The sequence below is a fragment of the Crossiella sp. CA198 genome (genome assembly GCF_052078295.1).
Taxonomy (GTDB): Bacteria; Actinomycetota; Actinomycetes; order Mycobacteriales; family Pseudonocardiaceae; genus Crossiella.
Genome location: NZ_JBQJIM010000040.1, coordinates 14,929 through 38,998, shown reverse-complemented (window position 1 = coordinate 38,998; position 24,070 = coordinate 14,929). Strand labels below are relative to the sequence as shown.

At 70.6% G+C, this 24,070-nt stretch carries 22 protein-coding genes and 1 pseudogene; 12 read left to right on the top strand and 11 right to left on the bottom strand.

Features of this window, described 5'->3' with window-relative positions; genetic code table 11:
- Nucleotides 1-301: 301 nt before the first annotated feature.
- Nucleotides 302-982 (bottom strand): MBL fold metallo-hydrolase, encoded by a 681-nt coding sequence (locus ACTOWY_RS41130; RefSeq protein ID WP_441315005.1) that lies wholly within the window; start codon nt 980-982, stop codon nt 302-304.
- On the opposite strand from ACTOWY_RS41130, the pseudogene ACTOWY_RS41125 reads away from it, so the two are divergent.
- Nucleotides 972-2,150 (top strand): annotated as a pseudogene (locus ACTOWY_RS41125) (acyltransferase family protein); the annotation flags it as partial. The gene ACTOWY_RS41130 and the pseudogene ACTOWY_RS41125 sit on opposite strands and share 11 nt — an antisense overlap.
- Nucleotides 2,151-2,221: 71 nt before the next feature.
- On the opposite strand, the gene ACTOWY_RS41120 reads toward ACTOWY_RS41125, so the two are convergent.
- On the bottom strand, nt 2,222-2,971 hold the full coding sequence (locus ACTOWY_RS41120; protein ID WP_441315004.1) for a maleylpyruvate isomerase family mycothiol-dependent enzyme: 750 nt from the start codon (nt 2,969-2,971) through the stop codon (nt 2,222-2,224).
- Between the two features lie 222 nt (nt 2,972-3,193).
- Between ACTOWY_RS41120 and ACTOWY_RS41115 the strand changes: the two genes are divergently transcribed.
- Nucleotides 3,194-4,495, top strand: a complete 1,302-nt coding sequence (locus ACTOWY_RS41115; protein ID WP_441315003.1) for an MFS transporter — start codon at nt 3,194-3,196, stop codon at nt 4,493-4,495.
- Between the two features lie 104 nt (nt 4,496-4,599).
- Complete coding sequence (gene uvrA, locus ACTOWY_RS41110) at nt 4,600-7,686, top strand: excinuclease ABC subunit UvrA (protein ID WP_441315002.1); 3,087 nt, start codon at nt 4,600-4,602, stop codon at nt 7,684-7,686.
- A gap of 120 nt (nt 7,687-7,806) precedes the next feature.
- On the opposite strand, the gene ACTOWY_RS41105 is transcribed toward uvrA, so the two are convergent.
- Genes ACTOWY_RS41105 through ACTOWY_RS41095 form a run of 3 tightly spaced genes read right to left on the bottom strand, consistent with a single transcriptional unit; the run spans nt 7,807 to nt 10,438 of the window.
- Nucleotides 7,807-8,466: a response regulator gene (locus ACTOWY_RS41105; RefSeq protein WP_441315001.1), complete on the bottom strand. Its 660-nt coding sequence runs from the start codon at nt 8,464-8,466 to the stop codon at nt 7,807-7,809.
- Nucleotides 8,463-9,605, bottom strand: coding sequence for a sensor histidine kinase (locus ACTOWY_RS41100; protein WP_441315000.1), 1,143 nt, complete (start codon nt 9,603-9,605; stop codon nt 8,463-8,465). Before ACTOWY_RS41100 ends, ACTOWY_RS41105 begins: the two co-directional genes overlap by 4 nt.
- Entirely contained in the window at nt 9,602-10,438 is an 837-nt protein-coding gene (locus ACTOWY_RS41095) for a hypothetical protein (protein WP_441314999.1), read from the bottom strand. Before ACTOWY_RS41095 ends, ACTOWY_RS41100 begins: the two co-directional genes overlap by 4 nt.
- A gap of 96 nt (nt 10,439-10,534) precedes the next feature.
- On the opposite strand from ACTOWY_RS41095, the gene ACTOWY_RS41090 reads away from it, so the two are divergent.
- Nucleotides 10,535-10,657, top strand: coding sequence for a hypothetical protein (locus ACTOWY_RS41090; protein WP_441314998.1), 123 nt, complete (start codon nt 10,535-10,537; stop codon nt 10,655-10,657).
- Between the two features lie 99 nt (nt 10,658-10,756).
- On the top strand, nt 10,757-11,656 hold the full coding sequence (locus ACTOWY_RS41085; protein ID WP_441314997.1) for a glycosyltransferase family 2 protein: 900 nt from the start codon (nt 10,757-10,759) through the stop codon (nt 11,654-11,656).
- Here the strand turns inward: ACTOWY_RS41085 and ACTOWY_RS41080 are convergent.
- The 6 genes from ACTOWY_RS41080 to ACTOWY_RS41055 form a co-directional block, all read right to left on the bottom strand.
- Entirely contained in the window at nt 11,560-12,573 is a 1,014-nt protein-coding gene (locus tag ACTOWY_RS41080) for an alpha/beta hydrolase (protein WP_441314996.1), read from the bottom strand. The two genes, ACTOWY_RS41085 and ACTOWY_RS41080, sit on opposite strands and share 97 nt — an antisense overlap.
- 133 nt (nt 12,574-12,706) lie before the next feature.
- Nucleotides 12,707-14,104 (bottom strand): hypothetical protein, encoded by a 1,398-nt coding sequence (locus ACTOWY_RS41075; protein ID WP_441314995.1) that lies wholly within the window; start codon nt 14,102-14,104, stop codon nt 12,707-12,709.
- A gap of 84 nt (nt 14,105-14,188) precedes the next feature.
- Nucleotides 14,189-14,860 (bottom strand): lipoprotein, encoded by a 672-nt coding sequence (locus ACTOWY_RS41070; RefSeq protein ID WP_441314994.1) that lies wholly within the window; start codon nt 14,858-14,860, stop codon nt 14,189-14,191.
- Between the two features lie 53 nt (nt 14,861-14,913).
- The gene (locus tag ACTOWY_RS41065; protein WP_441314993.1) at nt 14,914-16,314 is read right to left on the bottom strand and encodes a GntP family permease; all 1,401 of its coding nucleotides are present in this window, start codon (nt 16,312-16,314) and stop codon (nt 14,914-14,916) included.
- Nucleotides 16,315-16,373: 59 nt separating this feature from the next.
- The gene (locus tag ACTOWY_RS41060) at nt 16,374-17,978 is read right to left on the bottom strand and encodes an N-acyl-D-amino-acid deacylase family protein (RefSeq protein WP_441314992.1); all 1,605 of its coding nucleotides are present in this window, start codon (nt 17,976-17,978) and stop codon (nt 16,374-16,376) included.
- A gap of 19 nt (nt 17,979-17,997) precedes the next feature.
- Nucleotides 17,998-19,305, bottom strand: coding sequence for an alanine racemase (locus ACTOWY_RS41055; RefSeq protein ID WP_441314991.1), 1,308 nt, complete (start codon nt 19,303-19,305; stop codon nt 17,998-18,000).
- A gap of 123 nt (nt 19,306-19,428) precedes the next feature.
- Here ACTOWY_RS41055 and ACTOWY_RS41050 point away from each other — a divergent pair, with 123 nt between their 5' ends.
- The 7 genes from ACTOWY_RS41050 (at nt 19,429) to ACTOWY_RS41020 (ending at nt 23,908) form a co-directional block, all read left to right on the top strand.
- Nucleotides 19,429-20,415, top strand: a complete 987-nt coding sequence (locus ACTOWY_RS41050; RefSeq protein WP_441315031.1) for a sugar kinase — start codon at nt 19,429-19,431, stop codon at nt 20,413-20,415.
- Nucleotides 20,412-21,164, top strand: a complete 753-nt coding sequence (locus tag ACTOWY_RS41045) for an IclR family transcriptional regulator (protein WP_441314990.1) — start codon at nt 20,412-20,414, stop codon at nt 21,162-21,164. The genes ACTOWY_RS41050 and ACTOWY_RS41045 overlap by 4 nt, the downstream gene beginning before the upstream one ends.
- A 47-nt stretch (nt 21,165-21,211) precedes the next feature.
- Complete coding sequence (locus ACTOWY_RS41040) at nt 21,212-21,598, top strand: RidA family protein (protein WP_185003232.1); 387 nt, start codon at nt 21,212-21,214, stop codon at nt 21,596-21,598.
- Between the two features lie 163 nt (nt 21,599-21,761).
- Nucleotides 21,762-22,028 carry a hypothetical protein gene (locus ACTOWY_RS41035; RefSeq protein WP_441314989.1) on the top strand — a complete coding sequence of 89 codons (267 nt, stop codon included), beginning with the start codon at nt 21,762-21,764 and terminating at the stop codon, nt 22,026-22,028.
- A gap of 39 nt (nt 22,029-22,067) precedes the next feature.
- Entirely contained in the window at nt 22,068-22,691 is a 624-nt protein-coding gene (locus ACTOWY_RS41030; RefSeq protein WP_441314988.1) for a hypothetical protein, read from the top strand.
- Nucleotides 22,681-23,265 carry a Uma2 family endonuclease gene (locus ACTOWY_RS41025; protein WP_441314987.1) on the top strand — a complete coding sequence of 195 codons (585 nt, stop codon included), beginning with the start codon at nt 22,681-22,683 and terminating at the stop codon, nt 23,263-23,265. The genes ACTOWY_RS41030 and ACTOWY_RS41025 overlap by 11 nt, the downstream gene beginning before the upstream one ends.
- Before the next feature lie 58 nt (nt 23,266-23,323).
- The gene (locus ACTOWY_RS41020) at nt 23,324-23,908 is read left to right on the top strand and encodes a Uma2 family endonuclease (protein WP_441314986.1); all 585 of its coding nucleotides are present in this window, start codon (nt 23,324-23,326) and stop codon (nt 23,906-23,908) included.
- Nucleotides 23,909-24,070: the final 162 nt, after the last annotated feature.

Here is a 24,070-nt window from a genome sequence, read left to right as displayed (position 1 = left end):
GAGAGTAGTGGGTGTACACCGCGCCGCCCTGGCCGGAGTCAGTGGTGTCCGAGTTCCCCCAGCGCGGTGATGGCGCTTCGTCGTCATCGGCGAGTAGCCCGCGGTGAGGCGCACAGGTGGCGATGCCCCGAGGCGAGCCCAGCCAGTACCCGCGGCAAAGGCGCACCAGAGCCGCAGGTATCACCAGCGGGTTCGCGCTACTCCGACGGGCTCGGCCCCTTCGTCCCAGGCGTTTATTACGGAGCGATGCGCCAGAGAGCGTCTAGCGGCAGGGCTTTTGGAGTGTCACCAGGCGACTAGCTCACCAGCCGCGGTCGCGCCACTCCGGCACGCTCGCCCGCTCCGCCCCCAGCGTCGAGTCATCCCCGTGCCCCGGATAAAACCAGGTCTCATCCGGCAGGTAATCGAACAACCGCTCCGACACATCGCCGATCAGCGACTGGAAATTCTCCGGCGAGGTCGTCTTCCCCACCCCGCCAGGGAACAGCGAATCCCCGGTGAACAGGTGCGCGGTCCCTTCCGGGTCCCGGTACAGCAGGGCGATCGAGCCCGGGGTGTGGCCGCGCAGGTGGATCACTTCGAGTTCGCTGTCGCCGATCTGGACCGTGTCGCCGTGTTCCACCAGGAAGTCCGCTGGGACCGGGAGGGGTTCCGCGTCCAGGGGGTGGACCACTGTCTGGGCGCCGGTGGCGCCGGCTACGGCGCCCAGGGCCTGCCAGTGGTCGGGGTGTTGGTGGGTGGTGACGATGGTGCGGAGGCGGGGGCGGTCGGCGTCATGGCCCAGCAGGTCCATGAGGCGTTCCGAGTCGTTGGCGGCGTCGATCAGGAGGGCGTCGCCGGTGGCGCGGCACACCAGGAGGTAGGCGTTGTTGTTCCAGTCTCCGCCTACGGACAGTTTGGTGATCGTCAGGTGGGCCAGGGTGCGGCGGGCGGCTGGGCCGCCCGGCTCGACGTGGCCGATGTAGTTCTCGATGACCTCCACGGGAGCAACCCTAAGCCCCGTTGCGGAAAGCTATCGACCGGTGCCGTTTTTTGTGGGCATTCGGGGGTTGGCTGCCTCTTCAGGTCACGCTCAGCAACGGGGCTTAGGGTTGGGCTGCAAACGATCACCAGACCTCCCAGACCCCTCTGTGAGCGACGTGCCGAACTCCTCCATCGCAGCCGCGACACCAGCGTCACTGACACCGACGCCGCCCAAGGCGGCCAAGGCCCGTCATGTCAGCTGGGACCTCATCCGGGTCCTCGCCGTGACCGCGGTCCTGTTACAGCACGCCACCAATCTCGGGCCGCACGACCACCCCGAGCTGGGTGGCATGCCGTTCCGGTTCGGCATCCAGGTCGGGGCGAACAGTCTGCTGGTGATTTCCGCCTACTTCACCGCGCGGACGTTGGCGCGTGGGCGTTCCGGCCGTTTTGTCTGGCACAAGCTGGCCCGGCTGCTCCCCGCCTACTGGCTCGCCGCCACCGTCACCTACCTGCTGCGCACCAACATCGCGCCTGCGGACTGGACCGGCGGCCTGGACTGGCACGACTACCTGGCCAACCTCGTCCTGCTCCAGGCGCGCATCCCGGACGCCGACTTCATCGACATCAGCTACTGGACCCTCCAGCTGCAGATGACCGCCTTCGTGGTGGCCGCGGTGCTGGCCGCCTGCTGGAAATGGTCCTATCGGGACCTTCGGGTGTTGTGCTGGGTGCTGGTGCTCGCCCCACTGCCGCTGAGCTGGCTGCGGGAGCACTCGCACTCGCTGGACTGGTGGTTCGGCACGTTGCAGCTCAACCGCACCCACCTGTTCGCGGTCGGCCTGGCCGTCTGGCTGTGGTCCCGCCGCCGGATCAGCCCGGTCCAGTTCGGACTGCTGCTCACCGCGGCCGCCGCGGCCCAGGAATGGCATCTCGGCGAACCAGGGGGAGCGGCCGCGCTGGCGGTCATGGTGGGGCTGATGGCGCTGGCCGCGCGGCGGCCGGTGTGGGATCTGCCGGTGCTGCGCTCACTCGGCCGTCCGCTGGCCTGGCTGGCCGGCATCTCCTTCGGCGTGTACCTGGTCAACTACCAGGTCGGCTCGCTGATCTCGTTGGGGCTCAAGCGAATCGGCGTCGACTCCTGGTTCCGCCTGATCCTGGTGCTCGGCTCGCTCGTGCTGCTCGGCTGGCTGCTCACCCGGCTGGTGGAGAAGCCGGTGTTCCGGCTGCTCACCACCAGCAGGGTGCGACGTCGCCGTCAGAGCCAGCGCGGCAGCTCCGGCACAGTGCCGGACAACGCGGTGCCGTCGCCGCGACCGGTCAGCCAGGCCAGCATGGCGGGCGCGTCCCCGCGCACCACCGCCGCGGGCGAGTCCGATCCGTCCAGCGTCCAGACCCGCTGACCGCCCTCGGGCAGCTCGACCTCCAGCCGCAGCGCGGGCGCGCCCGGCCGTTCCCCGTACACCGCCAGCGAACTGCCGATCAGCTCGCCGAGCACCGCCGGGTCGATATCGGTGAATTCCACGCCGATGTTCAGGTCCACCAGGTGCACCCACACCTCGCGCACCCGCAGCCATGGGATCTCGTGCGCCACGAACTGGGTGCCGGTGGTGTGCTGGATCTCCGCGGTCCAGGCTGTCTCGGACAGCGCCCGCGCCGCCGCGGCGAACCGCTCGCTCGCGGCCACCAGGTCTTCCTGGAGCAGCCGCAGCTTGCGGTTGGCGCCCTCCTCGATATCGGCGTCCCGGTCCGCGCGACTGGCGTACATCGGGTGCTCGACCCCGGTGCGGGCCCAGATCACCAGGTTCAGCAGGGCATCGGCGTTGCGGGCCAGGTGGGTCAGCAGGTGACCCCGGCTCCAGCCCGGTAATCCGCTCGCGCCGCGTGCGCCCGCGTCACCCAGTTCGGTGACAGCTCGCAGCAGGCGCTCGTCCGCGTGTTCCAGCGCGTCCAGGGCAGTGCCGGCCCTGGCGGCGGCATCGGCGGGACTACGGCGCGGTGATGGCACGGAAACTCCCGAAAGCTGGCGTGCTAGTCCGGTCATGGCGCCCCTCCCCGACTCGGTAGGCGTGATCCGGTGTGCGTGACGAAGTCCTTGATCCTAGGAGCCCAGGCTACTCACCCGCTTCGCCCGAATGTGGTGCTCACATAGTGGAAATTGTGGCTTTCGGACACCCCAAGGCTGTTTGATCTGCACGAGATGACCCACCCTGAACCGCTGGAGGCCCCTGTGTCCACAACAGACACCCCGGCGGCGCCGAGCCCGGCCGACCGCCGCAAGGGCCTGGTCGCCGCGGCGATCGGCAACGGCCTGGAGTGGTTCGACTGGAACGCCTACGCGATCTTCGCGGTGTTCTTCGCGCCCCAGTTCTTCCCCAAGGACGACCCGACCGCGGGCACCCTCAGCACCCTGCTGATCTTCGCCGTCGGCTTCTTCTTCCGCCCGCTCGGCGGCGCCCTGCTGGCCGCCTTCACCGACCGGCACGGCCGCCGCGCCGGACTCAGCCTCTCGGTGATCCTGATGGCGGGCGGCAGCCTGCTGATCGCGGTCTCGCCGACCTACGAGCAGGCCGGCCTGCTCGCGCCGATCCTGCTGCTGCTGGCCCGGATCGCCCAGGGCCTGTCCACCGGCGGCGAGTTCGCCTCCTCCTCCACCTACCTGGCCGAACTGGCCCCGCCGGGACGCCGCGGCTTCTACGGCAGCTTCATCTACGTCAGCACCACCCTGGGCACCATCGCCGCGACCCTGCTGCTGACCCTGCTCAGCGCCACCCTCGGCCGCGAGGAACTGTCCGCCTGGGCCTGGCGGATCCCGTTCGCGATCGGCGCGCTGCTCGGGGTGTACGGCCTCTACCTGCGACGCACCCTGGAGGAGACCGAGGCGTTCCTGCTCGGCAAGGACCGCAGGGTGGCCCGGCCCACACTGGAGGTGCTGCGCCGCCACCCAGGTGCCGCGCTGCGCGTGGTCGGGTTCACCGCCGGCGCGACCGCCGCGTATTACACCTTCGCCGTCTACCTGCCCACCTACGCGCAGAAGGCGCACGGCATGGCGCCCGCCGGCGCGCAGTGGGCCTCGGTGGCCGCCCAGGTGCTGATGGTGCTGATCCTGCCCCTGTTGGGTTCGCTTTCCGACCGGATCGGGCGAAAGCCGCTGTTGATCGTGTTCGCCGCGGGATTCCTGCTGCTGGTCGTGCCGTTGTTCGGACTCATCTCCAGCGCGCCGCTGTCACTCTTCCTGGTGATGTCCGGTGGCCTGCTGCTGTTCGCCTGTTACGGAGCGGTGGCACCGGTGGCGATGGCCGAGCTGTTCCCCACCGAGGTCCGCTCCGCGGGCCTGGGCCTGCCCTACTCGCTGACCGTGGCGTTGTTCGGCGGCACCGCGCCCTACGTCGTCGAACAGCTGACCGCGGCGGGCTCCGGCGGCCTGTACCCTTGGTATATCGCAGTGTTGTGCCTGGTCAGCCTCGTGGTGTACGTCACGTCGAAGGAGACCAGGGACGTGAGCCTGGCCCGTGCCGGAGCCGCCACCTAAGATCGTTCGAACACCTGCGCGAACGAATGTCGGTGGGTCGTCTTAGCATGGTGGCTCCAGCCCTGCCCTAGACCGCAAGACCCTTGTGAAGGGACTCCACCTCAGTGGCCGACCGTCTCGTCGTTCGTGGCGCACGCGAGCACAACCTCCGCGGAGTCGATATCGACCTGCCGCGCGACAGCATGATCGTGTTCACCGGGCTCTCGGGCTCCGGTAAGTCGAGCCTGGCCTTCGACACGATCTTCGCCGAGGGCCAGCGCCGGTACGTCGAGTCGCTCTCGGCCTATGCCCGGCAGTTCCTCGGCCAGATGGACAAGCCGGACGTCGACTTCATCGAGGGCCTCTCGCCCGCGGTGTCCATCGACCAGAAATCCACCAGCCGCAACCCGCGCTCCACCGTCGGCACCATCACCGAGGTCTATGACTACCTGCGGCTGCTCTACGCGCGCGCGGGCAAGCCGCACTGCCCGGTCTGTGGCGAGCTGATCAGCAAGCAGAGCCCGCAGCAGATCGTGGACCAGGTGCTGGCCATGGGCGAGGGCGAGCGGTTCCAGGTGCTGGCGCCGATCGTGCGTGGTCGCAAGGGCGAGTTCGTCGACCTGTTCGAGCAGCTCCAGTCCCAGGGCTACTCGCGGGCCAGGGTGGACGGCACGGTGCACTCGCTGGCCGAGCCGCCGAAGCTGAAGAAGCAGGAGAAGCACGACATCGCGGTGGTCATCGACCGGCTCGCGGTGAAGTCCAATGCCAAGCAGCGGCTCACCGACTCGGTGGAGACCGCGCTGCGGCTGGCCGACGGGCTGGTCGTGCTGGAGTTCGTGGACAAGCCCGAGGACGACCCGCACCGCGAGCGCCGCTTCTCCGAGCACCTGGCCTGCCCGAACGCGCACCCGCTGGCCGTGGACGACCTGGAGCCGCGGTCGTTCTCGTTCAACTCGCCCTACGGCGCCTGCCCGGACTGCACCGGCATCGGCGTGCGCAAGGAGGTCGACCCGGAGCTGGTCGTGCCCGACGACGAGCTGTCCCTGGCCGAGGGCGCGGTGGCGCCGTGGGCCAGCGGGCAGGCCGCCGAGTACTACGGGCGGCTGCTGGAATCGCTGGCCGAGACCATCGGCTTCCGGATCGACGCGCCGTGGAAGCGGTTGTCCTCGGCCGCGCAGAAGGCGGTGCTGCACGGCGTCGACAAGCAGGTGCACGTCCGCTACCGCAACAAGTACGGCCGCGAGCGCTCCTACTACGCCAACTTCGAGGGCGTGATCCCGTTCCTGGAGCGGCGGCAGGAGCAGACCGAGTCCGACTACATGCGGGAGAAGTACGAGGGCTACATGCGGGAGGTGCCGTGCCCGGCCTGCCGTGGCACCCGCCTCAAGCCGGAGATCCTCGCGGTCACCCTCGGCCACCGCACCCAGGGCGACAAGTCCATCGCGGACGTCTGCGCGATGAGCGTGCGCGACTGCGCCGACTTCCTCAACGGGCTGCAGCTGGACCGGCGGCAGAAGATGATCGCCGCCGCGGTGCTCAAGGAGGTGCAGGCCCGGCTCGGCTTCCTGCTCGACGTGGGTCTGGACTACCTGTCGCTGGACCGGGCCTCCGGCACGCTCTCCGGCGGCGAGGCGCAGCGCATCCGGCTGGCCACCCAGATCGGGTCCGGGCTGGTCGGCGTGCTGTACGTGCTGGACGAGCCGTCCATCGGCCTGCACCAGCGGGACAACCACCGGCTGATCGAGACGCTGACCAGGCTGCGCGATCTGGGCAACACGCTGATCGTGGTCGAGCACGACGAGGACACCATCCGCACCTCGGACTGGGTGGTCGACATCGGCCCCGGCGCGGGTGAGCACGGTGGTCAGGTGGTGCACAGCGGGCCGTACGAGCAGCTGCTGACCAACCCGCGCTCGGTCACCGGGCAGTACCTGTCCGGGGCCAGGGAGATCCCGATGCCCGCGCTGCGGCGGCCGGTGGACAACCGGCGGCAGCTGACCGTGGTCGGCGCGCGCGAGCACAACCTGCGCGGCATCGACGTGGACTTCCCGCTGGGCTGCCTGGTCTCGGTCACCGGGGTGTCGGGGTCGGGCAAGTCGACGCTGGTCAACGACATCCTGGCGACCGTGCTGGCGAACAAGCTCAACGGCGCGCGGCAGGTGCCGGGGCGGCACACCCGGGTCACCGGGCTGGAGCACGTGGACAAGCTGGTGCGGGTCGACCAGTCGCCGATCGGGCGCACCCCCCGGTCCAACGCGGCCACCTACACCGGGGTGTTCGACCACGTCCGCAAGCTGTTCGCGGCCACCACCGAGGCGAAGGTGCGCGGCTACCAGCCGGGCCGGTTCTCCTTCAACGTCAAGGGCGGCCGCTGCGAGGCGTGCGCGGGCGACGGCACCATCAAGATCGAGATGAACTTCCTGCCGGACGTGTACGTGCCGTGCGAGGTGTGCAAGGGCGCCCGGTACAACCGGGAGACCCTGGAGGTGCACTACAAGGGCAAGACCATCGCCGAGGTGCTGGACATGCCGATCGAGGAGGCCGCTGGCTTCTTCGAACCGGTGAACGCGATCTACCGGCACCTGCGCACGCTGGTCGACGTCGGGCTGGGCTACGTGCGGCTGGGACAGCCGGCGCCGACCCTCTCCGGTGGTGAGGCGCAGCGGGTGAAGCTGGCCAGCGAGCTGCAGAAGCGCTCCACCGGCAAGACGGTCTACATCCTGGACGAGCCGACCACCGGTCTGCACTTCGAGGACATCCGCAAGCTGCTGCTGGTGATCAACGGCCTGGTGGACAAGGGCAACACGGTGATCGTGATCGAGCACAACCTCGACGTGATCAAGACCTCGGACTGGCTGATCGACATGGGTCCGGAGGGTGGTTCGGGCGGCGGCATGGTGGTGGCCACCGGCACGCCGGAGGACGTGGTGGACGTGCCGGAGAGCTACACCGGCCAGTTCCTCGCCGCGCTGCTGGCCAAGCAGGCGGGCGAGGTCCGCGCCGAGCCGAGGGCCGCCACCAACGGCAAGGCCAAGACCAACGGCGCCAAGGCAGCCACGCCGGCCAAGTCCACCGGGAAGGACGCCGCTCCGGCGAAGTCCACCGGCAAGGACGCGGCGAAGACGGCGGGCACCGCCAAGACGGCCGCCGCCAAGAACGGCGCGGCGGCCAAGAACGGCGCCAAGACGAAGGCCAAGGCCGGGGCACGCTGACGGCAGACCCGCCGGGCCGATCCGACTGGTCGGCCCGGCGGGTGCCGTCGAGTTGGCCAAAGTGGGACGCCCGGTTGGGCAAACTGGGCGTACGACTTGGGCCAACTCGACGCTGGCGGGCTAGCTGCCGGGGCGGATCAGGCGGTGTTCGTAGGCCCAGATCACCGCGTGCACGCGGTCGCGCAGGCCCAGTTTGGCCAGTACGCGGCTGACGTGGATCTTCACCGTGCCCTCGGACAGGAACAGGCCGGCGGCGATCTCCGCGTTGGCGGCGCCGCGGGCCAGCCAGAGCAGCACCTCGCGTTCGCGGCTGGTCAGCGCGGCGGCCGGATCGGCGGTGGCCGGGCCGGGCAGGTCGGGGGCGATGTGGTCGAGCAGCCTGCGGGTGGTGGAGGGGGCGATCACCGCCTCGCCCTGGTGCACGGTGCGGATCGCGGCCAGCATCTCCTCGGCGGTGCCGTCCTTGAGCAGGAACCCGCTGGCCCCGGCGCGCAGGGCGGCGAAGGCGTGTTCGTCCAGGTCGAAGGTGGTCAGCATGATCACCTTGGGCGCGGGGCCGGGGCGGGCCAGGAGCCGGCGGGTGGCTTCGACGCCGTCCAGGCGGGGCATCCGGACGTCCATCAGCACCACATCGGCCGGGGTGGTGGCGAGGACGTCCAGGGCTTCGATGCCGTCGGCGGCCTCGCCGACCACCCGCAGGTCCGGCTGGGACCGGACCACCAGCACACAGCCGGTGCGGACCAGGTCCTGGTCGTCGACCACCACCACCCGGATGGTCAAGGCCGCACCGGCAGCCAGGCGCTCACCAGGAACCCGCCGTCCGGTCCCGGTCCGATGGTCAGCGTGCCGCCCACGGCCTCGGTTCGCGCGCGCATCCCGGTCAACCCGTGTCCCTCCGCTCCGCTCGGTCCGGCCCCATCATCGATCACGGTCACGGTGAGGCCCGCGGTGGACCAGGCCAGGTAGACCACGGCCGCATTCGCCCCGGCGTGCCGCAGGGTGTTGGTCAGCGCCTCCTGGACCACCCGGTAGGCGGCGAGTTCGGTGGTGGCGCCCAGCTCGCGGCCCTGCCCGTGCTCGCTGAGGCGGACCGGCAGCCCGGTGGCGCGGACCCCGGCCACCAGGTCCGGCAGTTCGGCGAGACCGGGTTGCGGGCGCCGGTCCGCCGGGGCGCCGGGGTGGTCCGCGCGCAGCACGCCGAGCAGGCCGCGCATATCGGTCAGCGCGGCTCGGGCGGTGTCCTCGACCACCCGCAGCGCCGCCAGGGCCAGGTTCGGCGCGTACCGGCCGCCCTTGGCCTGGCTGACGATCACCGCGAGGGAGTGCGCGATGACATCGTGCATCTCGGCGGCGATCCGGACCCGCTCGGCCAGCCGGGACTGCTTGGCCAGGGTCGCCATCCGGGTCCGGTGCGCCAGGCCCAGGCTCCACGCGGCGAACACCATCGTGAGCAGCCCACCGGCCAGCAGCAAGGTCGGCACGGGTGCGTTCGCCGCCTGGATCTGCGGCGATCCGGCGAAGGCCACGGTCCCCACCAGAGCCAGCGCGATCCCGGCGGTCAGCGCGATGGCCGGGGTGCGGCCGCGGCCGTGTGCGCAGGCGGAGTAGAGCGCGATCGGGAACACCAGGGTGGACGGCAGGAACAGGGCGAAGGCGGAGGTCAGCAGTGCCGCGCCGATGGCGAGACTGATCAGCAGGAACGCGGGCAGTGGCCGGGTGCGGCGGGCGGCCAGGGTGAGGTGGGCGGCGAACAGCGCGACCAGCAGTGGGATGGCCGTCGGGCGGGGCAGGGCGATGAGTGCGACCGGGGCGGACAAGCCGCCGAGCACCGCGCACAGCGTCGCGGCGAGCAGCGCGTCGGACACCCCCGGGCGCAGCCGCGCCAGTGCCTCGGGCCGCCAAGTCCACCGCTGGCTCATGTCAGCACCGTAGAGCGCGAGGTGCGGGCGCGGTCGGCGAATCCGAGGGTAGCCGCGCCGAGGACGACGCCGAGCAGCACCCAGCTCAGGTAGACCGCCAGCACGATCAGCGCCGCCGGGCTGCCGGTGTCGAAGGGCAGGGCGGGGCCGCCGAGGGCCGTGGACAGGGCGGCGAAGATCGGCATGGAGCCCTGGCTGATCAGGGTGGCGGCGGCCAGGGCGCCGCCGAGCAGCAGCAGGCGGCGGGGGAGGCGCCCGCCCCAGGGCTGGACCAGGGCGTGGCCGAGGGCCGCCGCGGCGGCGAAGGCGAGGACCTCGCCGAGCGGGACGGTGTTGGTGCCGTCGGCGGGCAGGGCGAGGGTGCCGCCCAGGGACCAGTACAGCTTCAGCGCCGGGTAGGGCACGGCCAGGGCGAGGGCGGCGTGGCCGAGCCGGCGCTGGTCGCCCGGTTCGGTGCGGCGTGAGCGGAGCAAGGCCAGGAGCAGGGTGGCCATGGCGAGCAGGGCGGTGCCGCGTCCGAGCACACCCGGCCAGTCGACCAGGGCGAAGTCGCCCGCGGGGATGCCGGTGGCCCAGAAGAACAGCCGGAAGCCGTCCAGGGGCAGGCCCGAGCCCGCCCACAGCAGCAGGACGCAACCGAGTGCGCCGGTGAGGGTGCGGAGGCGGCCGAACAGGGCGAGTGCGCCGAGGGCCGCGGCGGCCGGGACCAGCCAGTCGGGCACGAAGACCTGTTGGTAGGACTGGCTTCCGGGTAGCAGGGGCCGGAGCAGTGCCGCGATGAGGGCGAGTGCGAGGGCCGCGAGGGCGGGGCGGGTGAGTGGGCTGGGTGTCATGGGACCGACCCTGGCGGCGGGCGTGGTGACGGCGCGTCTGTCGGGTGGCCAGTCCGGGTCGGTCGCGCGGCCTATTCGGGCGTCTCGCTGTTCGTGGTGACCGGGGTGCTCGGGTTCTGCGCGCTGGTGCGGGGCCGGCCGCCGTCGGCGCTCGCGCCCGCCAGGGTCGATCCGGGGCGGGGCAGCCGGACCGCGGTGTTGTTCCCCGGTGTGCGATGAGGAGCCGGGGCTGGTGTTCGGGAATCTGCGGGCGGTGGCCGAATCGGCGGCGGCCAGCTGGCGGCGGAACGGCAGGCCTGGCACCGGGCCGGGGACTGGGTGCGGTACCGGGTGCGTGGCGGGCCGGGGCGCAAGGCGGCGAACGTGCAGGAGTTCTGCGCGGTGTGGGGTGCTGACTACGACTATCTGGTGGTGCTGGACGCGGACAGCGTGATGTCCGGGGCGGCCCTGCGGCAGCTGGTCGGCCTGATGGACGTCAACCCGGCGGCCGGACTGATCGAGGTGCCGGGCGCGCCGGTGGGCGGGCGGGCGGTGTTCGCGCGGCTGCAGCAGTTCGCGGCCGCGGTGTACGGGCCGATCTCGGCGTGGGGCAACCGGGTCTGGCAGCGTGGGAACGCGAACTACCACGGGCACAACGCGATCATCCGGATCGCGCCGTTCCGGGCGCACTGCCGGTTGCCGGAGTTGCCGGGCGGTCCACCGTTCGGCGGCGAGATCCTCAGCCACGACTTCGTGGAGGCCGCGCTGTTGCGGCGGGCGGGCTGGGAGGTGTGGTCGGCGCCGGAACTGGGTGGCGGTTACGAGTCCGCGCCGCCGACGATCGTCGAGTACGCGCGCCGGGATCGCCGGTGGTGCCAGGGAAATCTGCAGCACCTGCGAGTGATCACCTGGCCTGGCCGCACCGTCACCAGTCGGTTGCACCTGGGGCGGACTGTGCGCGGTGTACCCGGCGTTGCTGACCGGGTGGCTGGTGCCGGTGCTGGCCGCGTGGCTGGGCGCGGCCGGGTTGTCGGCGGTGACCGGGCGGCGGAGCAGGCGGACCTTGTTGCTGGGCACCGAACTAGAGCGGCGGCCCGGCCCGGTGTTGCGCCGGGCCGCCGTGCTCCGGGTGGGTTGCCGGGTCAGACGTGCGTGCTCAACCAGGTCAGCACCGCCTGCTGGAACTGTGGCGCCGAGGGGTGCAGGTTGAGGTCGTGGCCCACTCCTGGCGCGACGTAGGCCGAGACGTTGGGCGCATGCGAGTAGTAAGCGCTTTCCGTGTGCAGCACGGTGGTCGCGCTGGCACAGTTGGTGGCGCCGGTGCCGCAGAACAGCTTGTCCGAGCCGCCCACGGCCAGCAGCACCGGCGCGTTGATCAGCGCCGAGTACGGCGGGATGATGCCGACGCCGAGCGAATCCGCTGTTTCCAGTGCGCTGAGCACGTCCTTGGTCTGCTCGTCCACCGCCAGCATGCCGGGATCGACCACCCCGGGATCGTGGAAGAGCACCCCGCGCTTGTTCGGTTTGCTGGTCAGGTAGGTCGGGTCGTAGCCGCCGCCGGAGAGCTGCGGGTCGAGCATGGCCGGGTGGATCTCGGTGAGTGCGGTGGCCAGGTTGACCAGGTTCGGCTGGTGCGTCATGCCGGTGAGCACCACCCCGTCCACGTCCCGGTGCGTGCCCGCCTCCAGCACCGAGATCGCCGAGCCGATCGAGTGTCCGATGAGGACGACCTTGGCGAAGGAACCGCGCAGGGTCTGGATCACCTTGTGCACGGCCTGGGCCTGCATCAGCGCGGTGACCAGGATGCTCGGCGGCCGGGAGCTGTCCCCGCTGCCCAGCCGGTCCACCACCGCGGTGGCGTACCCGGCGGCGTTCATCGCCTTGCGGAAGTTGTAGGTGCCCTCCTGGTACGGGAAGTCCCAGTAGGCGTGGTTGTAGGTGCCGCCGGGCACCATCACCAGCACCTTGGTGGCACCGGCCGGGGTGCACAGGGTGCCGCGCATGTGGTGCTGGGTGAGCAGCACCGTGATGCTCGCCTCGATGGGCTGACAGACCGGATCGGGAGTGGCGGATGCGGTTGAGGGGACGAGGAGCTGGGCCAGCAGAACGGTGAAAACCAGACCCAGCAAGCGGGTCAGGACCGACCGTTGACGCATGGGACCTCCGGGTCTCGACAAACGGAAACGACTTGCGCGCAGCCATGGTCGAGGGGTCACCGGAGGGCTGGGTTCGGCCGAACGGGTGCTGACCCGGTCCGACACCACGATGTGATCGGTTCGCGTCCGGGGCTCAGCGGGCGCGGCGCTGCTCCACGATTCCCCGGTGCAGCAACAGGAATCCGGCCAGGCCCATCAGCACCCCGGCCAGCACGATGGGTTGCGGGCCGTAGAGGAAGCCGAGCACGGTCGAGCCGGAGCTGTTCATCCCGCTGAAGTACATGAGTTCCTGCCCGGCCAGCGCGAGCCCGGTGAACAGCGGACCCAGCGCCAGTGGCAGCGCGCCCCGGTCGGCCAGCAGCGGGGCCACCGCGCCCGCGGCCAGGATCACCGCGACGATCACCAGGATCATGATCAGCCCGGCGGGCAGGCGTTCGGCCGCGGTGAGCAGGGCGCGCACACTGCCGCCCGCCAGTTCGTGCGCGAGCACCGTGCCGGTGGCCAGTAGCAGGCAGATCACCGCGCCACTGAACAGTCGGCGGCGTACGGTGGCGGCCGCGATGCCCAGCACCAGTCCGGTGGCCGCGATCGGCAGGATCGGGGTGGCCGCCATGGTCATCGCGTAGTAGGCCGCGACCAGTGGCGCGCTGGAGGCCAGCGAGGCCGCGGTGACCAGGATCGCGATGCCCAGCACGCCGATCCCGGCGGCCACGCCTACCGCGATGGTGGCCGCCAGGGTGATCGAGGCGGCCACGCCGACCTCGGTCATCGACTTCGGCCCTGCCGGGAAGAACGAGCTGATCACCTTGGGCAGCAACGGAAGCGGACTGGCGTAGAGGCCGAGCCTGAGCATCCGGCGGTCCGGCGGGTACTCGGCGGGCTCACGCAGCCGCCCGGTGGTCACCGCCAGCACCGCGAGCACCGCGCCGATCAGGCCGAGCGCGGTCAGCAGCGCCACCGCGCCGTCCGGCGGCGGCGGGCCGGGCACCGGGGCCGGGCGGCCGAACAGGATCCGGCTGAACAGCTCCGCGCCGATCATCGCCGAGACCACCGCGGCCGCCGCGGCCCGCGCGCCGGAGCGGGCCAGGTGCTGGGCCGCGCCCAGGATGCCCGCGATCAGCAGGGATCCGCCCATGGTGCCGCTGGCGGTGAGGGTGTCGATCAGCCCGACCTGGCCTGCCGCGTACTGGTCCGGCCAGCTGGTCTCGTGCAGCAGGGTCGGCCAGATCCGCACCACCGCCGCGGGCAGTCCGGCCAGCACCCCGGCCAGCAGCAGCCAGGGCCAGCGCCGGATCAGGCAGAGCCCGGCGGCGATGCCGATCACCCCGGCCACCGTGGTCACCAGCTGGCTGAAGTGCAGCTCCAGCGTGGGCCGGGTGGACAGGTCGGTCAGGTGCCGGGCTTCCGGGCCGATCAGGCCGATCAGGCCGGCGATGCCGGCCAGTACCACCGCGGTGATGATCCGGGGACCGAGTTGCCTGGGCCGCCGGTCCGGGTCGGCGATGCGGAGGGTGGCGGCCCCGGGGGTCATAGCCAGCACGCTAGCGGCACCCCCGGCGGCCACCGGAAGAGCGGAATCGGAAACTTTGGGGTGCCCTGACCTTCGAGTTCCCGATCAGCCCTTCGCCGTCAGCGAGGACCTGGCCAGCACGTAGGCGGCCAGCATCTGCTTGTGCTCGTCGGTGTCGATGCCGCCGAGGTGCAGCACCACCGCGCCCTTGGGCGTGGACACGGCCAGCGCGCGCTGGAACCGCTCGCCGCCGTTGATCGGGTCGGGCAGCTTGTAGCTCACCTCGGCCGCGGCCAGCGAGCCCGCCGCGGTGGTGCGGATCTCCTGCTTGCCCGCCTTCTTCTCCCCGGTCATGAAGTTCTCCAGGGCCTTGCTCGCGTCCAGGGTGGACTTGCTGGTCCAGACCCGCAGGAAGCCGATGTTGCCCGCCGGCTTGGCGTCGACCTCGCAGGCCACCAGGAAGTCGCCCTGCTTGCCCATCACGGTCGAGGTGGACTCGGCCACGGTCTTGGCCACCCACAGCTTGCCCAGCTCGAAATCGACCGGCAGCTGGCAGGCCGCGGAGACCTTGCCGCCGGACTCGGCCACCTTCACATCGTCGAACCAGGGTTCACCCGGTTTGGCGATGGCGGAAGTAGGGGCGGCGGCCGATGAGGTCGCGGCCGAGGTGCCCGCCGAGGAGGTCGGGGCGCCCGTACCGGCGCCCTGCCCGCCACAGCCAGTGAGCAGCAGGGCGAGCAGGGCAGCGGTCGCCGGCACGCTGAAACGCGCGTTCATGATCAGGTTCCCCCAGGTCAAAGGTGCTTGCCGGGGGTGACCCTAACCCGGGATCAACCGATGAGCACACTCAGAATCGCGGCCACCCCGAAGCCGACCAGGGACAAGATCGTCTCCAGCACGGTCCAGGTCTGCAGCGTCTCCTTGGTGGGGATGCCGAAGTACTTGGAGACGATCCAGAACCCGCCGTCGTTGACGTGCGAGGCGATGATGGACCCGGCCGCGATGGCCGCGCCGATCAGCGCCAGCTGCGGCTGGGAGTACCCGGCGTCGGTGAGCAGCGGCGCCACGATCCCGGCGGTGGTGACGATGGCCACCGTGGCCGAGCCCTGGGCGATGCGCAGTCCGCAGGCGATCACGTAGGACAGCACGATGAACGGCAGTCCCGCGTCGGAGAGCGTGCCGGCCAGGGCCTTGCCCACGCCGGTGGCCGAGAGCACCGCGCCGAAGAACCCGCCTGCGCCGATCACCAGCAGGATCATGCCGACCGGGCGCAGCGCGGCCCCGGTCATGTCGCCGATCTCCTTGCCGGTCATGCCCCGCCGGGTGCCCAGCAGCCACAGCGCCAGCAACAGCGCGATGGTCAGCGCGATCGCCGGGTTGCCGAAGAAGGTGAGCACGTTGAGCACCTGGTTGCCCTTGGGCAGCAGCACACTGCCGAAGGTGGCGCCCAGGATCAGCACCAGCGGCAGGCCGATGATGAAGCACACCAGGGCGAGCGAGGGTTCGCGGCGGTCCTTGTTCTTGTCCGCGAAGGCCGCGCCCGCGGCCACCAGCTCCTCGGCCACCGGGATGTTGATCCGCTTGCCGATCCAGCTGGAGTAGAGCACGCCACCGATCAGCCAGGCCGGGATCGCGCAGGCCAGACCCATGATGATCAGCCAGCCCAGGTCCACCTTGAGCAGTCCGGCCAGTGCGACCGGTCCGGGGTGCGGCGGCAGGAAGGCGTGCATCACGGACAGGCCTGCCAGCAGCGGCATCGCGTAGAGCACGATGGATTTGCCGCTCTGCTTGGCCGCCACGTAGACCAGCGGGGCGAGCACGAAGATGCCGATGTCGAAGAACACCGGGATGCCGAAGATCAACCCGGCCAGGCCCATGGCCAGCGGCGCGCGGTTCTCGCCGAAGAGCCCGAGCAGCTTCCGGGTGAGCACCTCGGCCCCGCCGGAGGCCTCCAGGATCGCGCCGAGCAGCGTGCCAAGGCCGATGATCGCGGCGACGTGCCCGAGCACGCCGCCGAATCCGGTCTCGATCAGCGACTCCTTGGCGGCCTGCGCCGAGCCGACCAGCCTCTCGATCGACAACCCGGCCGCGAGCGCGACCAGCACGCCCGCGATCAGCAGGGCGATGAACGGCTCCACCTTGAACTTGATGATCATGGTGAGCAGCACGGCGATGCCGACCGCGGACAGCAGCAGCAGTCCTGGTGTCGACGTTTGCAGCCAGGTGAGCAAAGGACTTCTCCCCAGGGGCGGGTGGGATTAGGGCGGGGCGAGCGCGGCGACGGGAAATGTCACCGCGTGCCGGTTGGTGTGTTGCGCACGGAACGACCGGCCAGTGCGCCGGTGTGCGTGCCGTCGTCGATCACCGGGACCCCGTTGACCACGACATGCAGAATGCCCTCCGGGCGGGTCCTCGGCGACTCGAAGGTGGCGGTGTCGCGCACCGCCGCCGCGTCGAAGAGCACCAGGTCCGCCGCGAAGCCCTCGCGGATCAGGCCGCGGTCGGTCAGCCGCAGCCGCCGGGCGGCGCGACCGGTCATGTGCGCCACGCAGTCGGCCAGCCCCAGCACCCCGAGGTCGCGGACGTAGCGGGCCAGGTAGCGCGGGAAGGTGCCCCAGGCCCGCGGGTGCGGGCGGTCGCCGACCAGCAGGCCGTCGCTGCCCACGGTGTGCGCCGGGTGCCGCATGATCGCCTGCACGTTCTCCTCGTGCCCCACGTGCATCAGGCACGAGGTGCCGAGGGATTCGGCGACCAGGGTGTCGAAGTACAGCTCGGACGGGGCGATCCCGGCCTTGGCCGCGCTGTCCCGCACCGAGAGCCCGACCAGGTGGCCGTGCAGTTCGGGTTTGCGCACCCCGTTGATCTCGATGGTGGACCAGTCCACCGGCACGCCGTGGCAGCCGTCGGAGCCGATCTCCTCCAGCTCCACCCTGATTCGCTCCCGGGTGTCCACATCGGACAGTCTGTCCAGTGCCGCGTCCAGACCGCCCGCGGTGGCCCAGCTGGGCAGCAGCGCGGACAGGTAAGTCGCGCCGGGCAGGTACGGGTAGGTGTCCAGGGTGATGTCGCAACCGTCCGCGATCGCACTGTCCACCATGGACAGCAGCTCACCGGCGCGGCCCTTGTTGACCGGGAAGTTCATCGTGGCGTGCGCCAGGTGCAGCGGGCAGCCGGAGCGGACCGAGACGTCGATCATCTCCGCGTACGCCTCGACCGCGCCCGCGCCGTAACTGCGGTGGTGCGGGCTGTAGTAGCCGCCGTGCTGCCCGGTCACCGCGCACAGCTCGACGAGTTCCTCGGTGCCGGCGTACATGCCGGGGGTGTAGGTGAGCCCGGAGGACATGCCCACCGCGCCCTGCGCGAGTCCCTCGGCCAGCACGGTCTTCATCCGGTCCAGCTCGGCGCCGGTGGCCGGGCGGTCGTCCCAGCCCACGCACAGCATCCGCAGCGTGCCCTGCGGCACCAGGTAGGCCGCGTTGACCGCGATCCCGGTGTCCAGGCGGTCCAGGTACTCCCGGACGCTGCGCCAGTTCCAGTCGAACCCGGCCGGGTCGTCGTTCCAGCCTGCCAGCTGCTGCCGGAGCTGGCCGAGCACCGCGTCGTCAACGGGGGCATAGGAAAGCCCGTCCTGGCCGAGCACCTCCAGGGTCACGCCCTGGCACACCTTGGCCTCGTGGTCGGGTTTGGCCAGGATCTGCAGGTCGGAGTGCGAGTGCATGTCGATGAAGCCGGGGGTGAGCACCAGGCCGTCGGCCTCGACCACCTTGCGGCCGCCCAGCGTGCCAGGGTCGCCGATCTCGGCGATCCGGCCCTCGGCAACGGAAACGTCGGCCAGGCGGGGGTGCCCGCCGGTGCCGTCCACCAGTAACGCGCCGCGGTAGACCAGTTCGGCCATGGCGGTGCCGTCCTCTCGCTCAGAAATAGGTGCGCACGAAGTCGATTACGGTTTCGCCATCGGCCGCTACCACGGGCAGCAGTTGCCACTTGTCGAAAACCGTGCACGGGTGGGACAGACCCAGCCGTACCCAGTCACCGACCTGCACCTGGTCTTCCGCCCGGAGTTCCAGGAACGCGTGCTGGTCGTTGAGCTTGGTGATGGTCGCACCCGTCAACTCGGTGTTTTCCTGACCTCGGCGGCGCAACTGCGGCTCGGGCAGGCCCTCGTCGAAGGAAAAGTCCCGTTTGCCCGAAGTGAGCAGGGCCAGCAGCGGCTCCGGTTTGGAGGTGACCTGGGCCCAGCCGTGCAGCGCGGGCTTGAGCGCGGTGGTCCCGGCGAGCCTGGCACCAGGGCCGAACGGGGTGATGCCGCGGTAGATGCCGTCGTCGTGGGTGAGGTAGGCGCCGCTGCGCAGCACCGCCAGCAGCTCCGGCCCGGTCCACCGCGGCGCGAACGCGGTGAACGCCTCGGCGACCAGATCCGGCCAGGCGCTGCCGCCCGCGGTCAGCACCACCCGCTCGGCGTCGGCGAAAAGCCCGTCCGAGTGGAGTTCGGCGAGCAGTCCGCACATCTCGCGTAGGTAGCCGCGCACGGTCGCCGAGGCGGTGGCCACATCGCCGTGTGCCACCGCGCCTTCGTAGCCACCGGCGCCGGCCAGTCGCAGCACCGGGCTGGCGCTGATCGCCTCGGCCACCGCGCGGGCGGCGGCCCGGTCCCTGGCGCCGGTGCGGCCGCCGGGCGCGCCCAGCTCCACCAGCACCTCGATCGGGCGGGCCAGGCCCGCCAGGCCCTCGGTCAGCAGCTCGACGCCGCGCACCGTGTCGGCCCAGCACAGGAACTCGAAGCCGGGATCGCCGTTGACCTGCTCGGTCAGCCAGGCCAGCGCGGCGGGGTCGACGAGCTGGTTGGCCAGCAGGATCCGGCTGACCCCGAAGGCCCGGTAGACCCGGAGCTGACTGGCGTTGGCCGCGGTGATCGCCCAGGCGCCCGCGGCCAGCTGACGCTGGTAGAACTGCGGCGCCATCGGGGTTTTGCCGTGCGGGGCGAGCAGCAGGCCCTGCCCGGCCACCCAGTCGGCCATGGTGCGCAGGTTGTGTTCCAGGGCCTCTTCGTCGATCACCACGAGCGGCGGTAGGAAGCCGTCCCGGAACAGGTTGGGGCGGGCCGCCGCGGCCTCGGCGAGTGTCTTGCCCGCCAGCGCGTCCGGCAGGCCCTTGAACCGCCAGTCGATGCGTTCGGCGCCGATCGCGGCCACCGCGTCCTCGTCCAGCCGAGCCGGTTCCACCGCTGTCCACCTTTCGTTGCGAATTATGCAACTTGGATTGCGCTATGTGATGCGTGGCTGTGTAGCATTCCGCTGAGCTGGTCGTCAACGTTGGCCGGGCCGGAGGGAACCTGAGTGGATGAGCTGAAACCCCCCGTTGATCGTGGGGCGGCCGATGTGGTGTGCCTTGGCGAGTCGATGGCCCTGTTCGTGCCCGCGGAACCGGGACCGACGCACGAGGTCACCTCCTGGACCAGGACGGTGGGCGGCGCCGAGTCCAACGTGGCCTGTCACCTGGCCCGGTTCGGCTGGCACAGCCGCTGGGTCAGCGCGCTCGGCCGGGACGCCTTCGGCCGGGCCATCCTGGACCGGCTGACCTCCTTCGGTGTGGACGTCGCCGACGTGGCCCGCGACGAGCACCGGCCGACCGGGTTCTACGTCAAGGAGGCCGACTCCTCCAGCAGCACCGTGCGCTACTTCCGGCGGGGCTCGGCCGCCTCCGGCATGGGCCCGGAGTTACTCGACGGCCTTGGCCTGGACCGCACCGCGCTGATCCACCTCTCCGGCATCACCGCCGCGCTCTCGGACAGCTGCCTGGCGCTGGTGACCGCGATCCTGGACCCGTGGCGGGGCGACCGGCTGGTCTCCTTCGACCTCAACTGGCGCCCGGCGTTGTGGCGCAACAAGGACACCTCGGTACTGGCCGAACTGGCCAACAAGGCCGACATCGTGCTGGTCGGTTCCGACGAGGCCGAGGCGCTGTGGGGGATCGGCGATCCCCTTGCCCTGCGCGAACTCCTGCCCGAACCACGCACCCTGGTGGTCAAGCAGGCCGAGCACGGCGCGACCATGGTGGAGAACGGGCAGAGCTGGTTCCAGCCCGCGCTCAAGGTCGACGTGGTCGAACCGGTCGGCGCGGGCGACGCCTTCGCCGCCGGCTTCCTGTCGTCCACTTTGGACGGTGAGGACCCGGTGACCCGGTTGCGGCGCGGGCACCTCTGCGCGGTCGGCTCGCTGCTCACCCGCGACGACGTTGGCGAGCCGGTGGCCGCCGAGCTGGTCGAGCGCCTGCTCGCCGCCGATGACGAGACCTGGGCGAACACCCACTTCAGCGCCGGGACGAAGCTATGAGCCAGAGCCTGGATCGCGCGCTGACCATCCTCACCGAACTGGCGGGCGGGCACCGCACCCTGGACGAGCTGGCCGCCGTGCTGGACGTGCACAAGTCCACCGCGCTGCGGCTGCTGCGCACCCTGGAGGCGCGGCGGTTCGTGCAGCGCGAGGACGTGCGGCACTACCGGCTGGGCACCACGCTGTTCGACCTGGCCAACCGCGCGCTGGAGGAACGCGATGTGCGGCGCACCGTCGAGCCTGCGCTGCGCGAGCTGAACGCGAGCACCGGGCACACCGTGCACCTGGCCAGCTACGAGGGCGGCGAGGTGATCTACATCGACAAGTACGACAGCCGCCACCAGGTCCGGATGTACTCCAGGGTCGGCAAGAGCGCGCCGCTGCACTGCACCGCGGTGGCCAAACTGCTGCTGTCCGCGCTGCCCGAGCGGGAGCAGCGCCGGATCGTGGAGGGCATGAGTTTTCCCCGGCTCACCGCGAACACCATCACCGATCCCGCCGCGTACCAGGCCGAACTGCGCAAGGTCCGGGCCCAGGGTTACGCGGTGGACCGCTCCGAGCACGAGGACTTCATCCACTGCATCGGCGCGCCGATCCTGGGCGCCCGCGGCGAGATGCTGGCCGCGGTATCGATGTCGGTGCCGAAGATGTTGCTCGACTACGAGGGCCTGATGGCGCTGCTGCCCGAGCTGCGCGCCGCGGCCAGGACCGCCTCCGTGGCCTGCGGCTGGCGGCCCGAGAACACCTGAGCACCCCGAATGTCCGGCAAGCACGAGCAGAAGAGGTAAGCACGGCGATGGCGAAGACCGAGATCCGCACCGCGAACGCGCCCACCCCGGTGGCCAACTTCTCCCAGGGGGTCCGCAAGGGCAACATCCTCCAGGTCGCGGGCCAGGTCGCGTTCGACCCGGCCACCGGCGCGATCGTCGGCGACACCGTGGCCGAGCAGACCCGGCAGACGCTGAAGAACGTGGCCGCGGTGCTGGAGGCCGGCGGCGCGAGCTTCGACGACGTGGTGATGTTCCGGGTGTTCCTCACCGACACCGGCCACTTCGGCGAGATGAACGCGGTCTACAACGAGATCATCAACTCCGGCCCGTTCTCCGGCCGCACCACCGTCTACGTCGGCCTGCCCGCCGGGCTGCTGGTGGAGATCGACGCGCTGGCCGTCCTGGGGGACTGATCACCGACGGTGACTGAACCTCGCGCCACTGCTCCAAGGGATACCGCGTCCGTTACCAACGCGTGACATCCGTCCCCTGGTGGAGTGGCGCGGGATTGAGTCCCCGGCGGAACTGGGATTGGTTGGAAGAGCAGGCGTTCCACCAGCTCAGGAGGTTCACGTCATGGCACAGCGATCCCGCGTCGCCGGGTTCCTGACCGCCCTAGTCCTCGCCCTCGGCGGATCGGTGGCGCTCGCCGCCCCCGCCAGTGCGAACAGCTACGACTGCTACCGCTACCTCGATCTGCGCTACCACGGCATCGAATCCGTGCACGACCGCGCCTGCGAATACGGCGAGGACGGCCGCTACCACCTGTGCGTGGAGGTCCTGGACGACCACGGCATCTTCCGCAGGCACGCCCACGAAGCCTGCGAGCGCGCCGACTGGTGACCCTGTTCCGCTGATCCCGATCCGGGATACAAGGAGGGGGTGAAGCTCTACGCCGACCACCAGGCCCGCCGCGCGGCCCAGTTGATGGCCGACCTCGGCGCCCTGGTGATCATCACCGTCAGCATCTGGCTGGCCCTGGATCTCTACGACCTGGTCAGCAAACTACGAGCGCCCGGCGTCGAGCTGGTCGAGGCGGGCGGTTCGCTGCGCGAGCTGTCCGCCTCGGCCGCGGCTCAGGCCGGGCGACTGCCGCTGGTGGGGGATGAACTGGCGGCGGCACTGGGCCGGGGTTCGGCGGTGGCCGACCGGCTGGTGGACGCGGGCAACAAGCAGATGTCCGCGGTCGACTCGACCGCGCTGTGGCTGAGCCTGCTGCTGGTCCTGGTGCCGGTGTCCCTGTTGTTGGTGTCCTGGTTGCCGCTGCGAATGAGGTTTATCCGGCAGGCCACGGCGGCCCGGCGGCTGACCAGGCTGGGGGAGGCGCACGTGGACCTGCTGGCGTTGCGCGGGCTGGCCAACCTGCCGCTGCACACGCTGGCCAAGCCGGGGGTGGACCTGGTGGGGGCGTGGCGGTCGGGGGACCGGGAGGCGACCGAACTGCTGGCGCGCGCGGAGTTGCGGCGGCTGGGATTACGACTGGAGAAGGGAACGAGTGAACGCTGAGGACCTGGACGAGCTGCCGGAGTGGATGTACCCGCCGCGTGCCGAGGGCTGGTACACGGATGACCTGGACCACCTGCCGGACGCACCCAAGCACATCGAACTGATCGACGGGGCACTGGTGTTCCGCCTGGTGCCCCAGACCATCTGGCACAGCGCGGTGGTCTCCGGGCTCACGCTTGCCCTCGCGACACAGGCCCCGCCCGGCAGCACGGCGCTGCACTGCATGACCATCCGGCTGGACCGGCACAACCGCCCGGAAGCCGACATCCTCGTGCACGTCACGCCAGCCGAGCCCGACCGCACCTGGTTCGCGCCAGCGGACGTGTTGCTGGTGGTCGAGGTGGTGTTGCCGGAGTCCGCGCTCCGGGATCGGACGGTCAAGCTCCGCAAGTACGCCGAGGCGGGCATCCCGCACTACTGGATCATCGACCGGGAAGGCGTCGCGCCGGTGGTGCACGCCTACGAGCTGGACAGGCCGACCGGCGCCTACGTCCTGGTCGGCATCTTCCGCGGCACCCTGAAGCTACCGGTGCCCTTCCCGATCACCGTGGATCTGAACGGGCTGCTCGCGTAGCTCGACCGGACGAAAATCAGGTGGCGCCGACTGGAATTACGACTGGAGACTGGAAAAGTTGGACCGTGACGACCTGAACACCCTGCCGGACTGGATGCGTCCACCGCGTGCCGAGGGCTGGTACGCGGACGACCTCGACAATCTCCCCGAGGCGCCCGCGCACACCGAACTGATCGACGGTGTCTTGGTGTTCCGCCTGGTGCCCCAGACCATCTGGCACAGCCGGATGATCTCCGGACTCAGGGATGCTCTCGCCGCACAGGCGCCGCCCGGCGCCGAGGCGGACAGCGGGATGACCATCCGGCTGGACCGGCGCAACCGCCCGGAAGCCGACATCGTCGTGAACACCGCGCCATTCGACCCCGACCTCAGCTGGTTCGCGCCAGCGGACGTGCTACTCGTGGTCGAGGTCGTGTTGCCGGAGTCCGCGCTCCGGGATCGCACGGTCAAGCTGCGCAAGTACGCCGAGGCGGGCATCCCGCACTACTGGATCGTCGACAAGGAAGGTTCCGCGCCGGTCGTGCACGCGTACGAGCTGGACAAGCCGACCGGTGCCTACGCTCCGGCCGGCATCTTCCGCGGCACCCTGGATCGCCCGGTGCCCTTCCCGAGCACCTTGGATCTGAACAGGCTGCTCTCGTAGCTCGACCGGATGAAAATCAAGTGGTGCTGCCAGATCACGGCTGGGTGGCAATTTGCCCCGGGTGTCTCCGTCAAGCCGGGTTTACCTGGTTTGGAGGGACCTACGGGATCGTGGCAAAAAGCCAGCCGGAGAAACTTTGGCTCCTGGGGTTACAAGCGGGGA